This window comes from Streptomyces sp. NBC_00390 (assembly GCF_036057275.1).
GTDB lineage: Bacteria > Actinomycetota > Actinomycetes > Streptomycetales > Streptomycetaceae > Streptomyces.
On record NZ_CP107945.1, the window covers coordinates 893,585 to 911,332 of the forward strand.

A 17,748-nucleotide genomic window follows, 5' to 3' on the forward strand; every position below is an offset into this window, starting at 1 on the left:
GCGGCTGTTGTTGTGACCACAGAGGGGTGAGTGACCACATGCAGCGCGCACCACACCGCAGGTCGACACGATCGAGATCCCGGAAGGGCTTACTCGCGGCCCTTCTTGGTGTCGGAGGACTGACGGCCTCCCTGCTGGGCGGCAGTGTCGCCAGCGCCAGACCGTACCCGGATCCGCCGACAACGTTGTCCCTTCCCTCGCCGCCCGGCGGGGCGAATGTGAAGGTGCTCGTCTTCCATGCCTCGGCCACCGAGGAGTCGCCCACCGTCGACGCCGGCATCGCGGCGATCGAGACGATCGGGCAGAGCGGCCCGGCCACAGGCCGGTTCAAGACCGAAGCCACCGACGACCCGGCTGTGTTCACCAACGCCGGACGGCTCGGCAAGTTCAACGCGGTGGTGTTCCTGACCGGCGGCGGGGATGTGCTCGACCCCGAGCAGGAGGCCGGACTCGAGTCCTATCTGGAGGCGGGCGGCGGCTTCGTCGGCATCCATGACGCGGCGCGCACCGAGCCGTACTCGGACTGGTTCACCGGACTGATCGGAGCCCGGCCGGCCGGCGCCGCGAGTGCCGTCCAGCGGGCGACCGTCGAGGTCGGCGACCGGCAGCACCCGGCCACCAAGCTGCTCCCGTTGCAGTGGAAGCGGCCCGACAGGTGGTTCAACTGGGCGGTGAACCCGTCGGGGAGCGTACACACCGTCGCCCGCGTCAAGGAGAGCTCGTACTCCCCCGGCACCGGCGCCAACGGCTGGGACCATCCGGTCTCCTGGTGCCGTGACTACGACGGCGGCCGCTCCTTCTACACCGGCATGGGTGGTACGGCCGACAGCTTCACGGAGACGGACTTCCGCGACCATCTGCGCGGCGCACTCGCCTGGACCACCCGGCTCTCCCAGGCGGACTGCAAGGCGACCATCAACGCCAACTACACCGCCGAGCGCGTCACCCGGCCCAACCAGCCCGGGCAGAACGACCAGATCGGCGAGCCCCACGGCCTGGTCGCAGCCCCCGACGGGCGAGTGCTGTACATCGGCCGCGGCGGCGCCGACTCGAGCAAGCCGGTCGTCACCGACTGGAACAACCCCGACATCGGCAAGGGCGAGGGTGAGATCCACGTCTACGACCCCTCGTCCGGGAAGGTCACCAAGGCCGGGGCGCTGACCGTGTTCGGCAACAAGGGCGGCGGCGACGAGCTGATCAAGGTCGAGGAAGGGCTGCTCGGCATCGAGCTGGACCCCGACTTCATGGCCAACGGCTGGGTGTATCTGCACTGGACACCGCACTCGCGGATCAACCGGGACACGCACATGGCCGAGCGGCGGGTCTCCCGCTTCACCCTCGATCTCGCCACCAACCGGCTCGACCTGGCGAGCGAGAAGGTGCTGCTCGCCTGGCCGGTGCAGATCCACAGCTGCTGCCACGCGGGCGGCGGGATGGCCTGGGACTCCAAGGGGAATCTGTACATCGCCACCGGTGACAACAACTCCTCGGGCTTCAGTGGCGGTTACTCCGGCAACAACCCCGAGCCGAACTTCAAGGGCGTGTCGTTCGCCGACGCGCGCCGCACCGCCGGCAACACCAACAATCTCAACGGCAAGATCCTGCGTATCCATCCGCAGGTCGACGGCACCTACACGCTCCCGGAGGGCAACCTCTTCACAGGCCAGGAACCGGACGAGGGCGGCGGCAAGACCCGCGGCGAGATCTATGTGATGGGCGTACGCAACCCGGCACGCATCTTTGTCGACAAGAAGACCGACATCCTCTATGCGGGCTGGGTCGGCCCGGACGCCGGTGCGCCGTCGACCACCTGGGGTCCGGCCAAGTACGACACCTTCGCCGCCATCACCAAGGCGGGCAACCACGGCTGGCCGTACTGCATGGGCAACAAGCAGCCCTACCGCGACCGTAATCTGCCGGATCCCGCCAAGCCGCTCGGCTGGTACAACTGCGACGCGCCGAAGAACGAGTCCCCGAACAACGACGGCCTGGTGAATCTGCCGCCCGTCACCTCCAACACCATCTGGTACTCGCCGCAGGGCGGCGGGGTCGACTACCCGCGGGACGCGAACGGCATCCCGAGTTACAGGACGGAGGAGCAGAAGCTCCTGCTGCCCTGGCTCAAGGGCGGCGGCCAGGCCACCATGAACGGTCCCGTCCACCGCTACGACGCGGCGAGCACCAGCACCGTGAAGTGGCCGTCGTACTGGGACGGGAAGTGGTTCGTCGGTGACTTCTACGACGGCGACCAGCCGCGGCACGCGGTGCTCACCGATCCCAGGACCGTGGGCAAGGGCGGCCTCCCGGTCCACGCCGAATCCCTGAAGAAGATCATCCCCGTGGGGGCCGACGGCATCCGCAACCTCATGGACTGGAAGTTCGCTCCGGACGGCTCGCTGTACGTCCTGGACTACGGGCGCGGCTTCTTCACCTCAGACTCCAGGTCAGCGCTGTGGCACGTGACCTACAAGGGCGGCGAGGCGACCCCGGCCGCGGACCAGCTGGCAAGGAAGGCGGCGGACCGGTGAGACTCGGACGCAGAACGGCGACTTTCTGGACGGCACTTGTGGCCGCCGTGGTGTCGGTCCTCGCACTGACCTCCGCCGCCGCGTACGGCAGGACCGACGACGACCGGGCAGCGGCCGCCGCCCAGGTACTGACCTGGACGGCCGGCGACTCCATCGAGCGCTATCTGTCGTTCCCCACCACCGCGGTGGCGGGCGCGACCACGATCGTGTTCGAGAACAGCAGGGCGACCGGCAACACCACCGGAATGCCGCACACGCTGACCTTCGATCTGTCCGACCCCGAGTACAACCACGATGTGCCGCTCAACATCCTGGCCAATCCGAACGACGACATGGGCGGCCGGCACACCGCCGAGGTCACGCTCACGCCCGGCCGGTATCTGTTCAAGTGCACGATTCCCGGCCACGGAGCGATGCAGGGCGTCCTCACCGTCACCGAGGGCGGCGGCGAGGACACCACCGCCCCCGAGACGACGGTCAGGCTCGACGGCGACAAGAACGCGGACGGCGCGTACATCGGCCAGGCCACCGTGACCGTGGGCGCGACCGACGCGGGCTCGGGTGTCGACAGGATCGACTACGCGATCGGGGCGGACGGCCCCTGGCAGGCCTACACGACCCCCGTGGTCGTGGACCAGGTGGGCACGCACCGAATCCGCTACCGAGCCATGGACAAGGCGGGCAACACCGCGGCGGAGAAGGCCGTCGACTTCGCCGTGGCCGCCCCGCCCACCGACGACACCACCGCCCCGGAGACCTCGGCGACGGTGAGCGGCGAGAAGGACGGGCAGGGCCGGTATCTGGGGATGGCGACGGTCACCGTGACCGCTTCCGACACCGGCTCGGGCGTCAACACCATCGAGTACGCGATCGGGGCGGACGGCGCCTGGCAGCCGTACACCTCACCGGTGATGGTGCACGAGACCGGCTCGCACAAGGTCAGGTTCAAGGCCACCGACAAGGCCGGCAATGCGGCCGCGGAGAAGTCGGTCGACTTCACGGTCGTCGAGCCGCCGGCCGAGGACACGACGCCGCCGGAGATGACGGCAGGCGTCTCGGGCGAGAAGAACTCCGACGGCGCGTACATCACCAGCGCCAAGGTGACGGTCGTGGCGGCCGACACCGGGTCGGGTCTCGACAAGGTCGAGTACTCGCTCGACGGCGGCCCGTATCTCGCCTACACCACACCGGTGATCGTCGACCGGGTCGGCCACCACACGGTGCTGTACCGGGCGACGGACAAGGCCGGCAACACCGCCGCCGCACAGAGCGTGTCGTTCACGATCGCGGAGGGCGGCGGTGTCCCCGCGCCCAACTGCCCCGAGTTCGACGAGCGGTTGACCGTCGTCGTCGGCGCGGTGGACACCGGCGTACCCAACCGGATGACCCGCAGCCGCTGCACCGTCAACGAGCTGATCGAGGACGAGAAGGACTGGTCCTCACACGCTCTGTTCCTCAAGCACGTGGACGCGGTGCTCGACAGACTGCTCGCCGACGGTGTGATCGACCAGCGTGAGCACAAGAAGATCTACCGGGCCGCCAAACAGTCCGGTCTCGGCAAGCCGGGGCAGAACGCCGGCTATCGCGACCTCTTCGACGGCACGCCGGGCTCGTTCGCCAAGTGGCAGCATGTGGGCGGCGGTTCGTTCGGCCTGAACGCCGACGGGTCGATGACCAGCGGCACCACCAAGGGCGGTCTCGGCATGCTGTGGTTCCCGCAGCGGCAGTACGGGGACTTCTCGCTGAAACTGCAGTGGCGCGACGACGCCCCCGGCACCGGCAACGCCAACAGCGGTGTCTTCGTGCGCTTCCCGTACGTCCACAACAACCCGGAGGAGTCCCGTCCCGAGTGGGTCGCGATCAAGTACGGCCATGAGGTGCAGGTACTGGACCGGCCCGACGGCGACATGTACAAGACGGGTTCGGTCTACGGCTTCGACCGGGTCGGGCTCGGCGGCGCAGGTGTCACCCCGAAGGGCACCTGGAACGACTACGAGATCAGGGTGGAGGGCCAGCACTATTCGGTGTTCCGCAACGGCGTCCTGATCAACGAGTTCGACAACGCCGGGGGCCAGGTCTTCACCCCGCCCCGCGCCGACGACCCGGGCACCGACGGCCGGCGCTACGCCACCGGCTACATCGGCCTCCAGGTCCACGGTACGACCGATGTGATCTCGTACCGCAACATCCGCATCAAGGAGCTGTGAGCGGATACGAAGCCGGGCCGGGCACCACCCTCCGAGAGGGGTGCCCGGCCTTCTTCGCGTGCCGCCATCCGCGCCCCTACTCACCTTCGGACACCGGGAATTGAGCCGCCGTACTCAGGTCCGGCTGATCATGGCCTGAAACCATCAGCACATGCTCAAACAGACGAGCGATCCGCGTCCGCGGGTCGGAATCACCGCCGTCGGCAGCGCGCTGCCGGACGCGGTGCTGACATCGCAGAGCCTGCTGCACGAAGCTGCGCGCGGACTCGGCAGGACCCTGCCGCCGACGCTGCTCGCCCAGGCCACCGGAATCATCACGCGCCGCGTCGCCGCCGACGACGAACACGCGTCGACATTCGCCGTACGCGCCGCCCGCCGGGCGCTGGCCGCAGCGTCGCTCGACCCGCACGACATCGACCTGCTGCTCTTCGCCTCCGCGTCGCGCGACATGGTCGAGCCCGCCACGGCGCACATCGTGCAGGCCGAACTCGGCTCGAATGCACACGCCCTCGATGTCACCAACGCCTGCAACAGCTTCATCAACGGGATCGACCTCGCCCGCGTCATGATCCAGGCCGGCCGGGCCAGGCGCGCCCTGGTCGTGACCGGTGAGACCCCGAGCCGTGCGGTACGGCGGGCGCCCGCCGACCTCGCGGCGTTCCGCGACGGCTTCGCGGGCTACACCTTCGGGGACGCGGGCGCGGCGGTCGTCCTGGAGGCGGTGGAGCGCGGCGGCATTCTCGACGTGGACACCGAGACGCGTTCGGAGCACTGGGACGTCGGCGGCATCCCCGGCGGCGGCTCCCGGCATCCGCGCGGTGACGACCACACGTACTTCCGAGGTGACGGCCACGAACTGCGCGGCGTCTTCGAGAAGACGGGCACCTCGGTCGTCGAACGCACGCTGCACCGCAACGGATTGGACTGGAGCTGCTTCGCGAAGGTGCTGGTGCACCAGGTGACTGTGCCGTATCTGGAACGCTTCACCGAACTGACCGGAGTACCGGCGGAGAAGCTGGTGATCACCGTCCCGGAACTGGGCAACATCGCCAGCGCGAGCATCGGGGTCCAGCTGGAGAAGGCGTACGAGGAGCTGCTTCCCGGCGACCGGGTGCTGTTCGTGGGCCTCGGGGGCGGCATCAGCATCATGACGATGATCTGGGAGAAGTCGTGACGGGCCACGGCACGATGTGGGTGATCCTGCCCGCGCACCAGGAGGAGGCGAGGCTCGCAGGTACCCTCGGCGCCCTTGCCGCCCAGCAGGACCGTGACTTCACACTTCTCGTGGTGGACAACGCCTCGACGGACCGTACGGGCGCCATCGCCCGGGATTTCGCCGGGTGCGCGCCGTTTCCCGTCGAGGTGCTGGCCGAGCCCGTGAAGGGTGTGGGCTGCGCCGTCGACACCGGGTTCCGGTACGCGATCGTCCGGGGTGCGACCCTGCTGGTGCGCACGGACGCCGACTGTCTGCCACGGCCCGGCTGGACGGCCGCAGCCCGTGCCGCGCTCACCGACCGGGGCACGCTCGCCGAGCCGCGTATGGTGTGCGGCCGGATCGTGGCACGGCATGACGAACACGGGCCGCTCGGCCGCACCGGCTTCGCCCTTCTGGTGCGGCTTGCCGCCCTGTTCGGCCGGCTCAGGCCCGCCCATGCCCGCAGGAACGGCTACCTGGCGCCGTACCGCATGCACGCCGGGAACAACATGGCGATCACCGCCGGCCTGTACCTCGCCGCGGGCGGCATGCCCCGGCGGCCGTCGCCGACGGACCGTCTGTTCCTCAACCGGGTGCGGCGGCAGACGGACCGGATCGTGCACTGCCGGGCCATGGTCGTGGAGAACTCCACGCGCCGGCTCGGCGCTTACGGCATCAGGGGCACGGCCCGCTGGTATCTGGACCGCGGCAGCGGCGGGCGCGGGGACGACCCCCGCTGAGTCGTCCCTGCCGCGCAGCGCCTGCGCCACGGCGTCCCAGCTCCTACGCACCATCCGTGCGCGGACCGTCGCGCGCCTCGGCCCTTCGGGGTCGCCGGCGCGCCCCGGCCGTACGCCGCACGGCCCAGCCCCTCGCTTGCGCCGTCGCGCCGCAGGGTCCGAACGGACCCCCTGCCTGCGGGACGTGCGCGCCGTTGCCTTCGGGGATCGCCCGTCCGCCGGCGGCCGGGCCGCGGTGCGCCCGTCGCTCCCGGTCGGCGGCCGCGGTCCGCAGGCCGGTGGCGGCGTGGCCGGCCCCGCCTCGGCTCTCGCCGCCCTCGCCCGGCCTCGCTCCGGCTTCGTCCTCCCGCCCACCGTCACCTACCCGTGGATGGCTCCTGATGCTCGACCTTCTCGACCACGCGCTGCGCTCCGCCCCGGAACGGCCGGCCGTGCTCGGCGCGACGCTGACCGGGCATGGCCGGGTGCGGGCGACCCGGGGTGAACTCGCCGGGCTTGCCGACGCGTACGCCTCATCGCTGTACGCACGCGGTCTGCGCACCGGGGACACCGTCGGCGTCGCGGTGCGTCCCGGCCCTCGGGCGCTCGCCGTCCTGCTCGCCCTGTGGCGGCTCGGACTGCGCGGCGCCGTGCTGGATCCCGGCGCCGGCCCGGACGTGCTGCGCTCTCGGCTCTCACTCGCCCGACCCTCGCTCGTGCTGGCCGATGCCACCGCACAGGCGGTCGCCGGCTGGGCCCGGCCACTGGCAGCGCGGGCCCGCCTCACGCTGCCCGATCTGGCCGAGCTCGCTCCGGTCGCGACAGTGGGCCGCAGGCTGCCCGGCTGTGCACCCGCGCTCGAAGCGGCAGGGACGCGCATCCCGGTGACCGACCACGGTGACGGCGACGCGGTCATCGTCTTCACGTCCGGTACGACATCCCGCCCGAAGGCGGTCGTGCACACCCGCTCCAGTCTGTCCGCCGGCATGGACACGGTCCGCGCCCTCTTCTCCGCGCACCCGGACGAACCCGTCGTCGGCGGTACGTTCTTCGTCCTCGTGCCGGCTCTGACACAGGGCGCACCGGTCGCACTCCCGGCCCGCTCGCCCCGGGTCCTCTCCCGGCAGCTGCACCGACTGCGGCCCCAGGGAACCTATCTGACTCCACCTCAGCTCAGGGACGCGCTGCGCGCCGGGGCCCCCTTCACCGGCCGGGTGTGGACAGGCTCGGCGCCTGCGAGTGCCGAACTGCTCGACCGCGTACGGAAGGCCGGCGCTGCGGAGGCCTGGGGCGTGTACGCGCTCACCGAACTCTTCCCCGCCGCCGCGGTCGAGTCCAGGCAGAAGGCTGCGTACGACGGCGCCGGCGATCTCGTCGGCGCGCCGCTGCCGGGCGTCGAGGCCAGGACGGACGACGCGGGCGAGCTGCTGCTCGCCGGGGCCGCGGCCCGGCACCGCTGCCTGGGCGACGACCCGGACCCCTGGGTGCGCACCGGCGACCGGGCGCACCTGGACGCCGCCGGGCGGATCGTTCTGGAGGGCCGCTGCAAGGACATGGTGCTGCGCCGCGCCGAGAACATCTATCCGGGCCTGTACGAACCCTCCCTGCACGTGCCGGGTGTGGAACTCGCCGTGCTCGTCGGTGTGCCCGCGGGCGACGGCGACGAACGGCTCGTCGCCGTCGTCGAGCCCCGGCCCGGTTACACGGAGCAGCAGCTGCGGACCGCGCTCGCCGACCCGATGCGGCGGATGGGTTCCGCGCGGCCCGACGCGCTGCTCTTCGCCCCCGTCCCGCTGTCCGGCCGCTCACGCAAGCCGGACCGTGAGGCCACGGCAGAGCTCGCGGCGGTACGTCTCCGATGAGTGCCGCCGTTCGTCAGGATCCGGTGCCGGCCGCGGGCGGCACCGGCGTTGCGCGGGCACGGCGCCGGGACCGGCAGGTGTATCTGCGCAGTCACCCCGTCCTCTTCGCTCTCCTCGCGGCCGCCCGCCGCCGCCCTGTGCTCCGGATCGGACGCACGCTGCTGGTGCACGACGCGGACGCGTACCGCGAGGTGCTGACCCGCCTGCCTCTCGACCGTACGGCGGCCGGAACCACGGGAGCGGCGGCACGGTCCGCGCTGGGCCCGGCTGAACAGCCTTACGGCGGGATGCTGTTCGACCAGGAGGGCGACGAACACCGGTCCGGGCGACGTGGTCTGGCGAGGGATCTCGGAGCGTTCGGCGTCGAGCGACTGCGGGCGGTGTGGCAGCCCTTGCTCGTGCGACGGCTCGAACCGCTGGCCACGGGCGAGGAGGTGGACCTCGTCGCGCTCGCCCGGGAGCTCTCGGGCTCGGTCGTCTGCGCGCTGACCGGCTCGGGCGCGTCCCCGTCCGCCGTGGCCGCTGCCGCCGCCGACGCCGCCGCCGCCTCGGTCCGCAGCGAGCTGCCGGGGCTGCCCCGCCGGGGAGCCCGGGCCGAGGCGGCGCAGGCGGCGGCTCGGCTGCGGCAGCTGCTCGGCACCGTCGGGGACGACGCGCTGTCCACGATGGTGGCGGTCGCCGCCGTGAACACCACGGTCGCGGCGCTGCCCCGGGCCGCTGCCTGGTGTGCGGACGCCCAGTTGTGGGACCAGGCCGCGGACGACGCCCTGCGCGGGCCCCTGGCCGACGAGTTGCTGCGCATCACGGCCGCTTCTCCGCTGCTGCCCCGGGTGGCCGCGGCCAACGGCGCGGCGGGTGGCTGCCCGGTGCGCGCCGGTGACCGGCTCCTGCTGGTCACCCGGCACGCCGTCGGCGCCCACCGGAGCGCACCGGACGCCCGGCGTCCCGCCGCTCCCGACGTCGCCCACCTGGTCTTCGGCGCGGGGCCGCACACCTGCCCGGGGGCCAGGCTCGCCCGGGTCCAGCTGGCCGATGTGCTCCAGGCCCTGGCGCCGTACCGCCCGGTCGTGGTGCGGGCCGAGGCCGACCGCAGGGCGGCCCTGCCCAGCTGGCGGACCCTCACGGTACGCGCCGGCCGTCCGCTCCTGCGGGCCTGACCGGTTCCGACCGCCCGGAGACCCTCCGATGACCGGACGGACGCCGCATCGCTGTGACCGGTGCTGCCGGCTTCCGCGGCGGACACGCCCGGCCGCGGCGGCGGCCGGGCGACCGGCTCTGAGACGCCGTGCGCAGGGCCGACTCGCCCACACCGTCGTCCTCGTGATGCGCGGTCCGGCCCAGGGCTGGGCTCCGCCCGCCCGGAAGCCGGCCGACCCACGGCGGTACGGAAGTGTCACCGTCCGGCGCGGGCCGGACGCCGGGGCGCTCGTCCCGAGGTGCTCGGCGCCCTCGCTCCACGGCTCCCGTCCGGGTCCGGGCGGGACCGGTCGCTGGGCCGGGGGCTCCCGGGTGACCTCGCCGTCGAGGGGCGGGCTCTTCCGGAGCGTCGGCGCGGGCCCTGTCCCTACTCGGCGGGTTCGGCGTCGTCCTTCTTGGCACGGCTCGGCTGGACGCGCTTCGGCTCACCCGGCATCTTCGGGTACTCCGGCGGGTACGGCAGATCGCCCAGTCCGTGCTCCGCCTCGTCCTTGTTGGCCAACTCAAGCAGGCTCTCCAGGCCGAAGCGCTGGTCGTCCATGTCGGAGTGGACATCGCCCACTTCGGCATAGCGCGCGGGCATCGACTTGATGTCGAAGTCCTCCGGCACGGCGTCGTCGATCTCGTCCCAGCGAAGCGGTGCCGAGACCGGGGCGTGCGGGCGGGGGCGGACCGAGTAGGCGGACGCGATGGTGCGGTCGCGGGCAGTCTGGTTGTAGTCCACGAAGATGCGCTGCCCGCGTTCCTCCTTCCACCACTTGATCGTCACCCGGTCGGGCATGCGGCGTTCCAGTTGCCGCCCGCAGGCGATCGCGGCGCGCCGGACCTGGGTGAAGGTCCAGCGCGGCTCGATCGGCACGAACACATGGAGACCGCGTCCGCCGGAGGTCTTGGGCCAGCCGCGCAGACCTGCCCCGTCGAGCACGTCGCGCAGTTCGTGGGCGGCGTGCACGGCGTCGGCGTAGTCGGTGCCGGGCTGCGGGTCGAGGTCGATGCGGAGCTCGTCCGGATGGTCGGTGTCGTCGCGTCGCACGGGCCACGGGTGGAAGGTGACAGCTCCGAGATTGGCCGCCCACAGGACCGCGGCCGGTTCCGTCGGGCACATCTCGTCCGCGGACCGGCCGCTGGGGAAGGTGATGTGTGCGGTGGGGATCCACTCGGGGAGGTATTTGGGGGCGCGCTTCTGGAAGAAGGACTCGCCGGTCACGCCGTCGGGGTAGCGCTCCAGCGTGGTGGGGCGGTTGCGCAGCGCGCGGGTGATGCCGTCGCCGACGGCCAGGTAGTACTGGACCATGTCCAGCTTGGTGTAGCCGTGCTCAGGGAAGTACACCTTGTCGGGATTGGACACACGGACGGTCCGCTCGCCCACTTCCAGTTCCACCGCTGCGGCCATGCCCGCCAGCGTAGGCCGTGCCGAGAGTCCTCGCATACCGGACAATCGCCCTATGGATCTGCCGGTGATGCCCCCTGTGAAGCCGATGCTCGCCAAGGCCGTGAAGAAGATCCCGCCCGGGATGCAGTACGAGGCCAAGTGGGACGGCTTCCGGGCGATCGTGCACCGGGACGGCGACGAGGTGGTGATCGGCAGCCGTACGGGCAAGCCGCTCACACGCTACTTCCCCGAACTGGTCGACGAACTGCGCACCCAGCTGCCCGCCCGGTCGGTCGTCGACGGCGAGATCGTCATCGCCCATGAGGGCCGCCTCGACTTCGACCGGCTCACCGAGCGCATCCATCCCGCAGACTCGCGGGTGCGGATGCTGGCCGAGCGGACGCCCGCGAGCTTCGTCGCCTTCGATCTGCTCGCGCTCGGCGACGACTCCCTCTTCGACACACCGCTCGACCGGCGGCGGGTGATGCTCACCGAGGCACTGGCCGGGACCCGGCCGCCCGTCCATCTGGCGCCCGCCACCACGGATGTCGCACTCGCCCAGCAGTGGTTCGAGCAGTACGAGGGCGCAGGCCTCGACGGGATCATCGCCAAGCCGCTCGATCTGCCGTACCGCCCTGACGCCCGCCTGATGTTCAAGGTCAAGCACGAGCGCACGGCCGACGTGGTGGTGGCGGGCTACCGCTTCCACAAGAGCGGGCCGATCGTCGGTTCGCTGCTGCTGGGCCTGTACGACGATTCGGGCGCCCTCCAGCACATCGGCGTGTGCGCCGCGTTCTCGGCGAAGCGGCGCGAGGAGCTGGTCGAGGAGCTGGAGCCGCTGCGGATGGATCCGCCGGAGGGTCACCCGTGGGCTGCGTGGGCGGACGAGAGCGCCCACGAGAGTGCCCGGCTGCCGGGCGCGCCGAGCCGCTGGTCGGGCAAGAAGGACCTGTCATGGGTGGCACTGCGGCCCGAGCGGGTGGTGGAGGTCGCCTACGACCACATGGAGGGCGACCGGTTCCGGCACACCGCGCAGTTCCGGCGGTGGCGGCCCGACCGTGAGGCCGCGAGCTGCACCTATGCCCAGCTGGAGGAGCCGGTGCGGTACGACCTGTCCGAGGTGCTGTCGGCTCCGGGCGGGTGAACGGCCGGTCACGGTGACCTCCGCCGCTGAGCCGTGTCCGACACGGCCTGGAACCCCTCGGTCCGGCCGGGGATCGCCCGGCCGAGCACGGTGAGGGTGGTCCGGCGCACCGCCGCCGGACCTGCGGACGGGGGAGGTTCGCCAGGATGCGGTGTGGCGGTGGCCACAGTGCCGGTGTGCTCATGGTTCTCGGCGACCAGGCGACCGGCAGGACTGTCCTGAAAGTGCTATTTGCCCTGGTCGGCGTAGGATGCGGCGCACATAGGAACGATCCGGCCGCCCGGCGCCCGGGTCACGACGTCGAGCACGGTCACTCGTAGCGGGTACGGGACATGATCGCGACCCGGCCGCCCGCTTCCAGCTCGGCGACCGTCAACGCCTTTGCGGTCGCGGTGACTTGGCGGTACGTCGGCAGCCGTCGCCGTCCTGGCTCCGGAGCACCACCGGTGCGAGGTCCTGGCCGGCGTTCGCGTAAGGTATGTCGGCGGTGCCGCCACAGGCAGCCGGCGCGGCGAGGCGTGCACTGCGCATCTCGTACGACTCCGGGCTCCCTGACCAGTCCGATCGGGACGCGATCGGCAAGGTGACGAGAAGCACGGATGATCCGAGAACGGTTGCAGCACGGAGACATCCCCGCAGACAGACCCGGAAGCCCCTTCAGTAGGAATGGAGGGGTGGAGCAGAGAAGCAGAGAAGGACAAGCCGTGACCGCCTCCCCCCTCATCCCCGTGCCGATCCCCGATCGCGTCGCCGTACTGATCGGCTCCTGCATGCCGGCACACGTACTCCAGGCGGAGATCGAAGCAGAGTGCGCGGCGCGCGAGGTGTACCGCTTCCGTGGCCCGCTGTGTGCCGAGGACCGGGCGGACCGGGAGCACGCGCTGTCCACGCTGGCCCGGGCGAACAAGGTACTGGCCGCATACAACCCGCGACTGACGGTGAAGCCCGGCCGCGGCTGGTAGTACCCCCCTCCCGCTGCCGCGGCCATCGCTCCGGCGATCCAGGGGCCGCCCCCGTTCGGGCGGCCCTTCGCTCGGCCCGCCGCGTCGCCGCCGGCATCACGGCCCGGCCCTGCCCTTCGGCGTCGCCCGGTGCACCCGCCAGGCGTTCAGCGCCTCGGCGCGAGTGCCCGACGGATGCTCGGCATGCCAGGACCGCAGAAAGCGGTTGAACTCGAACTGGGCGCCGACTTCCTGAGGCCTCGCCGCCTCCTCCCGCGTGTCGTACCAGTGCTGTACGGCGTCACCGAGCGTCCGGCCCGCGCTCTCGGCGATGAACGCGCGCATGAAGGCGTCGAAGCGGAACGCCGGACCGATCCGGGCGGCGAAGAAGGCGCGGAGCACCTGGCTGCACCGCTGCCCCTCCGGGATCACCGTGCCGGCGGCCACCGGCGCGGCAAGCTGCGGGACAGCCCGGGAGCGGCGGGCGGGCGCGGGCAGCACCTCGGCCGACGGCGGCGCCCCGTCGAGGGCGGCGGCCAGGCGAGCGGTCAGTTCCGCCTTCCCGCCTGCGGTCGAAACGCCCGTCGACCGGGCCAGCCCCGTCAGTTCGGCCAGCGTCCAGTACCAGCGCAGCAACTCGGACCCCGTCATGGCCGCGTTCAAAGGCGGGCGGGACTCCCCCATATTCGTACTCACGTTCCCATTCTTACTCATTCACTGGGCAGGCACACGCCCACGCCGTGACATGCCGCGTTCGGGTCAGGGTCGCCGGAGCGCGGCCGCCGGCGCGCCACACTGTGGGCCGGCCGCAGGCGTAGACGGAGGTCCGGTCGTGAGCGGTACCGAGGAGTTCCACGCATGGCAGATCCACGAGTCGGGGCCCGCCGACGCCCCGCACACCGTGCTGCTGCTGCCGGGTGCGATGCTCAGCACGGCGTTCTATGACGGCCTGATGGGCGCACCGGCACTCGCCGGGGCGCCGGTGCGGCTGGCCGCGGTGACGATCCCCGGCTTCGCGGGCACCCCTGCCCCACAGGATCCGCGCATGGAGACCTATGCGGCGCTCTACGGCGCTCTCGCCGCGCAGCGCGGATGCGATGCCGTGGTCGGCCACAGCCTCGGCGCCAACATCGCCCTGGAGATGGCCGCCGGCGGACACTTCACGGGCCCTGTCGTCCTGCTGTCCCCGACGTTCTCGCGTCCGGACGAGTTCAAGGAGCTCGAGGTCGCCGACCGCCTCGGCCGAGTGCCCGGAATCGGGGCCCTGGCCTGGTCCGCGATGGTGCACATGACACCGCACGCGATGGCGGAGAGCCTGCCCGGGGACAGTCGTGACGAGCTGATCGCCGAGCTGAAGAAGAACGACCCGCCGGTCTGCCGCAAGATCGTCCGGCACTACTTCGACTATCTGGACCGCCATGGATCACTGGTCCCCCGGCTGCGCGAGTCGGGCGCGCGGGCATGGGTCGTACGCGGCGACCGCGACGAGATCGGGCTGACCGACGAGGAGCACGACGAGCTCGCCGCCATGACCCGCGTGACCATGGTCACCGTGCCCGACGCGGGCCACATGGTGATGACGGATCAGCCGGCAAGGGTCGCCGAACTGATCGCGCGGGTGGTCCTGGACTGAGCCGCATCGTTCGGATCGCCGGACGAGCGGTCCGTGCTACGTCGCCCGGCGAGGCCCGGTGGTCTCAGTGGAACTCGTGGACGACCTCGATCGTCCCGACGATGTGCGCGTTGAAGTCGTCGAGCTCCTCGGCGGGAATCCACAGTTCGAGGATGGTCCGCCCGCCGGCCTGCTGCACCGGGTACCGGGACAGGAACCCGGACTCGACCTGGAAGCGGGTGACGAAGCCGGCCCCGTCGTGCTTCACGTTCCAGTCGCGCGCGATCGTGATCGCGTACTCCTCGTCGAGAACCGGGTAGAAGATCGGCTGCTCCGGCAGCCTCGGTGGCCAGGCGCGGAACTCCAACTCCCGTACCAGCTCGAGCTCCTTGGGGCCGGTCGGGCGCCAGAGGGTGGTCGTTGCGGGACGGCTGGTCATCGGGATCGTTCTCCGGCGGATGCGGCTGACTGGTCGGAAGACAGGACGGTATCCGTGCCGCGCACCGTGGTCCATCCGGTTTCCGCCGGAACGTCGCAGCCGGCCTTGAGCGCCGGCGCCCCGGCCCTCAGGTGCCGTCGATGAACGTGCCGTCCACGTACACCCACATCCCGTTCTGCCGCTGGAAGTTGCTGCGCTCGTACAGTTCGCCGCGCTTGCCGTGGTGCCGGTAGCGCGCACGGAAGGTGACCGTGCCCTTCACGTGGAACGCGCTTCCGTCCGTCGTCTCCTCGATCTCCAGGCTCGCCCAGTGCATCGCCGGGTCCAGCTCCAGATGCCGGGGCCGGGTCGACGCATGCCAGGTGCGCAGCAGATACGCCGCGTCCTGGACGGCGAAGGCGCTGTAGCGGGAGCGCATCAGGTGCTCGGCGGTGGGGGCGGACTCCTCGCCGCTGTGGAAGCGGCCGCAGCACTCCCCGTAGGTCGCGGGAAGCCCGCACGGGCAGGGCGAGTCCGCGGTGAGAGCGGGAGCGGCAGTCCGCTTGGGACGTGAGATGTGTCGGGCCATGACTCCATTTTCCAGCCAATGCGCGAACGAGCCCACAGAGCGCTTCCGGGTCATGGGGGATCTCCGTATGCTCCTGCGCCGGACGCGCCAGTTACCGTCGGGTAAGGGGATCGGTTATGGATCGGTCGGGCACCTCACGACGTACGTTCATTGCGGGGACGGCCGCGGTCGGCGGCAGTGCCGCGCTGGCCACGGCAGGGGCGGCCGGCACAGCTGCCGCGGCCGAAGGCGTCCGGTCCGTCGCGGCCAGTGGTGTCCGGTCCGTCGCGGCCGGTGGTGTCCGGTCCGTCGCGGCCGGTGGTGTCCGGTCCGTCGCCGTGCTCGGCGGCGGCGTCGCCGGGCTGACCGCCGCGCACGAGCTGGCCGAGCGCGGTTTCGAGGTCACCGTGTACGAGCGCCGGGCGCTGGGCGGCAAGGCCCGCAGCATGGACGTTCCGGACAGCGCCAGGGGCGGACGCCGCGCGTTACCCGCGGAGCACGGCTTCCGCTTCATCCCCGGCATCTATCACAACCTGCCGGACACGATGCGCCGCATCCCCTTCCCCGGCAACGCCAACGGGGTGTGGGACAACCTGGTGGCACCGCCCGAGATGTCGTTCGCCCGCACCGGGCGTGAGGATCTGCGCCTCCCCCTCCCCTGGCCCGGACACAAGCCGGCCGACCTTTCCCTCGACGACATCCGCCGGGCTCTCACGGGCCTGCTGGAGACCGTGCGCGGCATCCCGCCCCACGAGGCGGCGTACTTCGTGGGGCGGGTACTGGTCTTCTTCACCAGCTGTGACGAACGGCGCAACGGGACATGGGAGTACAAGCCCTGGTGGGACTTCGTCAGGGCCGGGCAGATGAGCCACGACTACCAGCGCATCCTCGCCGTCGGTGTCACCCGCAACATCGTGGCGACCAAGGCCGAGGAGGCCAGCACCCGCACCGTCGCCTCGCTCCTCGAAGCCTTCATCTTCAACGCGCTCGGACGCGGCGCCGACGGGCCCCTGGACCGGATCCTCAACGCCCCGACCAACGAGGCCTGGATCGATCCGTGGGTGGAGCATCTGAGAGCTCGGGGCGTGGAGTTCCGCGTCGGCTGGACCGTACGGGAGGTGAGGTACGGATCCGGGCGCGTCACCGCCGCGGTGATCGAGGACCCGCAGGGTGCACGCACATCCGTCACCGCCGACCACTATGTCTCCGCGATGCCCGTCGAGCATGCGCGGCGGACCTGGGGCCCGGCACTGCGGGCGGCCGATCCGCAGCTCGGGCGTTGCGACAAGCTGGAGACGGACTGGATGACGGGCATTCAGTTCTATCTCACCGAGCGGGCACCGCTCCTGAACGGACATTTCAACTGCATCGACTCACCTTGGGCCTTGACGGCCATTCAGCAGGCCGGACACTGGCCGGAAAGGGACTTCCCCGCCGACTACGGCGACGGCGTCGCGGTGGACTGCCTGTCCGTGGACATCTCCGAATGGGACCAGCCAGGGATCCTGTACGGCAAGACCGCCAAGCAGTGCACCCGCAACGAGGTGGCGCGGGAGGTGTGGGCTCAGCTGAAAGCGGCCGTCAACGACACCGGCAAGACCGTGCTCAAGGACGGCGCCCTGCACTCCTGGTATCTCGACCCGGGCGTCGACGGCCTCGGCACCCCGAACCCCACCAACGACGACGAGCTGCTCATCCACCCGGTCGGCACCTTCCACAACCGCCCGCAGGCGGCGACCGCGATCCCCAACTTCTTCCTGGCCGGCGACTACGTGTCCGTCGACATCGACCTGGCGACGATGGAGGGCGCCAACGCCTCGGCGCGCGCCGCGGTCAACGCCCTTCTCGACCGCGACGGCTCGGCAGCGGCCCGCTGCACGATCACGCCGATGTTCCGCGCCCCGGAGCTGGAGATCCTCAAGCGCCACGACCGCATCCGCTACCGGCTGGGGCTGCGCAACGCCCTCGATCTGGGCTGAGGGCCG

The 17,748-nt window shown here is 71.3% G+C and carries 14 protein-coding genes; 10 read left to right on the plus strand and 4 right to left on the minus strand.

Going from position 1 to position 17,748, the window contains the following annotated elements:
* Positions 1 to 38: 38 nt before the first annotated feature.
* The 6 genes from OHS70_RS03780 (at position 39) to OHS70_RS03805 (ending at position 9,668) form a co-directional block, all read left to right on the plus strand.
* Positions 39 to 2,528 (plus strand): ThuA domain-containing protein, encoded by a 2,490-nt coding sequence (locus OHS70_RS03780; protein WP_328393614.1) that lies wholly within the window; start codon positions 39 to 41, stop codon positions 2,526 to 2,528.
* Positions 2,525 to 4,735, plus strand: a complete 2,211-nt coding sequence (locus OHS70_RS03785; RefSeq protein ID WP_328393616.1) for an OmpL47-type beta-barrel domain-containing protein — start codon at positions 2,525 to 2,527, stop codon at positions 4,733 to 4,735. Before OHS70_RS03780 ends, OHS70_RS03785 begins: the two co-directional genes overlap by 4 nt.
* 151 nt (positions 4,736 to 4,886) lie before the next feature.
* A complete protein-coding gene (locus OHS70_RS03790) occupies positions 4,887 to 5,909 on the plus strand; it encodes a 3-oxoacyl-ACP synthase III family protein (RefSeq protein WP_328393618.1) in 1,023 nt (340 codons plus the stop codon).
* Positions 5,906 to 6,670: a glycosyltransferase gene (locus OHS70_RS03795; protein ID WP_328393620.1), complete on the plus strand. Its 765-nt coding sequence runs from the start codon at positions 5,906 to 5,908 to the stop codon at positions 6,668 to 6,670. Before OHS70_RS03790 ends, OHS70_RS03795 begins: the two co-directional genes overlap by 4 nt.
* A 380-nt stretch (positions 6,671 to 7,050) precedes the next feature.
* On the plus strand, positions 7,051 to 8,511 hold the full coding sequence (locus OHS70_RS03800) for a class I adenylate-forming enzyme family protein (RefSeq protein ID WP_328393622.1): 1,461 nt from the start codon (positions 7,051 to 7,053) through the stop codon (positions 8,509 to 8,511).
* The gene (locus OHS70_RS03805; RefSeq protein WP_328393624.1) at positions 8,508 to 9,668 is read left to right on the plus strand and encodes a cytochrome P450; all 1,161 of its coding nucleotides are present in this window, start codon (positions 8,508 to 8,510) and stop codon (positions 9,666 to 9,668) included. Before OHS70_RS03800 ends, OHS70_RS03805 begins: the two co-directional genes overlap by 4 nt.
* Positions 9,669 to 10,075: 407 nt before the next feature.
* On the opposite strand, the gene ligD is transcribed toward OHS70_RS03805, so the two are convergent.
* The gene (gene ligD, locus OHS70_RS03810) at positions 10,076 to 11,101 is read right to left on the minus strand and encodes a non-homologous end-joining DNA ligase (protein WP_328393626.1); all 1,026 of its coding nucleotides are present in this window, start codon (positions 11,099 to 11,101) and stop codon (positions 10,076 to 10,078) included.
* 52 nt (positions 11,102 to 11,153) lie between these two features.
* On the opposite strand from ligD, the gene OHS70_RS03815 reads away from it, so the two are divergent.
* Together OHS70_RS03815 and OHS70_RS03820 are read left to right on the plus strand one after the other, a co-directional pair.
* Positions 11,154 to 12,224, plus strand: a complete 1,071-nt coding sequence (locus OHS70_RS03815) for an ATP-dependent DNA ligase (RefSeq protein ID WP_328393628.1) — start codon at positions 11,154 to 11,156, stop codon at positions 12,222 to 12,224.
* A 704-nt stretch (positions 12,225 to 12,928) separates the two neighbouring features.
* Entirely contained in the window at positions 12,929 to 13,186 is a 258-nt protein-coding gene (locus OHS70_RS03820) for a hypothetical protein (RefSeq protein ID WP_328393630.1), read from the plus strand.
* A 96-nt stretch (positions 13,187 to 13,282) separates the two neighbouring features.
* Here OHS70_RS03820 and OHS70_RS03825 read toward each other — a convergent pair whose 3' ends face one another.
* Complete coding sequence (locus OHS70_RS03825; RefSeq protein WP_328393632.1) at positions 13,283 to 13,861, minus strand: DUF6434 domain-containing protein; 579 nt, start codon at positions 13,859 to 13,861, stop codon at positions 13,283 to 13,285.
* A gap of 136 nt (positions 13,862 to 13,997) precedes the next feature.
* Between OHS70_RS03825 and OHS70_RS03830 the strand changes: the two genes are divergently transcribed.
* Positions 13,998 to 14,798 (plus strand): alpha/beta fold hydrolase, encoded by an 801-nt coding sequence (locus tag OHS70_RS03830; protein ID WP_328393634.1) that lies wholly within the window; start codon positions 13,998 to 14,000, stop codon positions 14,796 to 14,798.
* Positions 14,799 to 14,862: 64 nt separating this feature from the next.
* Here the strand turns inward: OHS70_RS03830 and OHS70_RS03835 are convergent, their stop codons facing one another.
* Both OHS70_RS03835 and OHS70_RS03840 read right to left on the minus strand, forming a co-directional pair.
* Complete coding sequence (locus OHS70_RS03835; RefSeq protein WP_328393636.1) at positions 14,863 to 15,216, minus strand: hypothetical protein; 354 nt, start codon at positions 15,214 to 15,216, stop codon at positions 14,863 to 14,865.
* Between the two features lie 127 nt (positions 15,217 to 15,343).
* A complete protein-coding gene (locus OHS70_RS03840) occupies positions 15,344 to 15,784 on the minus strand; it encodes a YchJ family protein (RefSeq protein WP_328393638.1) in 441 nt (146 codons plus the stop codon).
* A gap of 116 nt (positions 15,785 to 15,900) precedes the next feature.
* On the opposite strand from OHS70_RS03840, the gene OHS70_RS03845 reads away from it, so the two are divergent.
* Positions 15,901 to 17,742 carry a hydroxysqualene dehydroxylase gene (locus OHS70_RS03845; protein ID WP_328393640.1) on the plus strand — a complete coding sequence of 614 codons (1,842 nt, stop codon included), beginning with the start codon at positions 15,901 to 15,903 and terminating at the stop codon, positions 17,740 to 17,742.
* Positions 17,743 to 17,748: the final 6 nt, after the last annotated feature.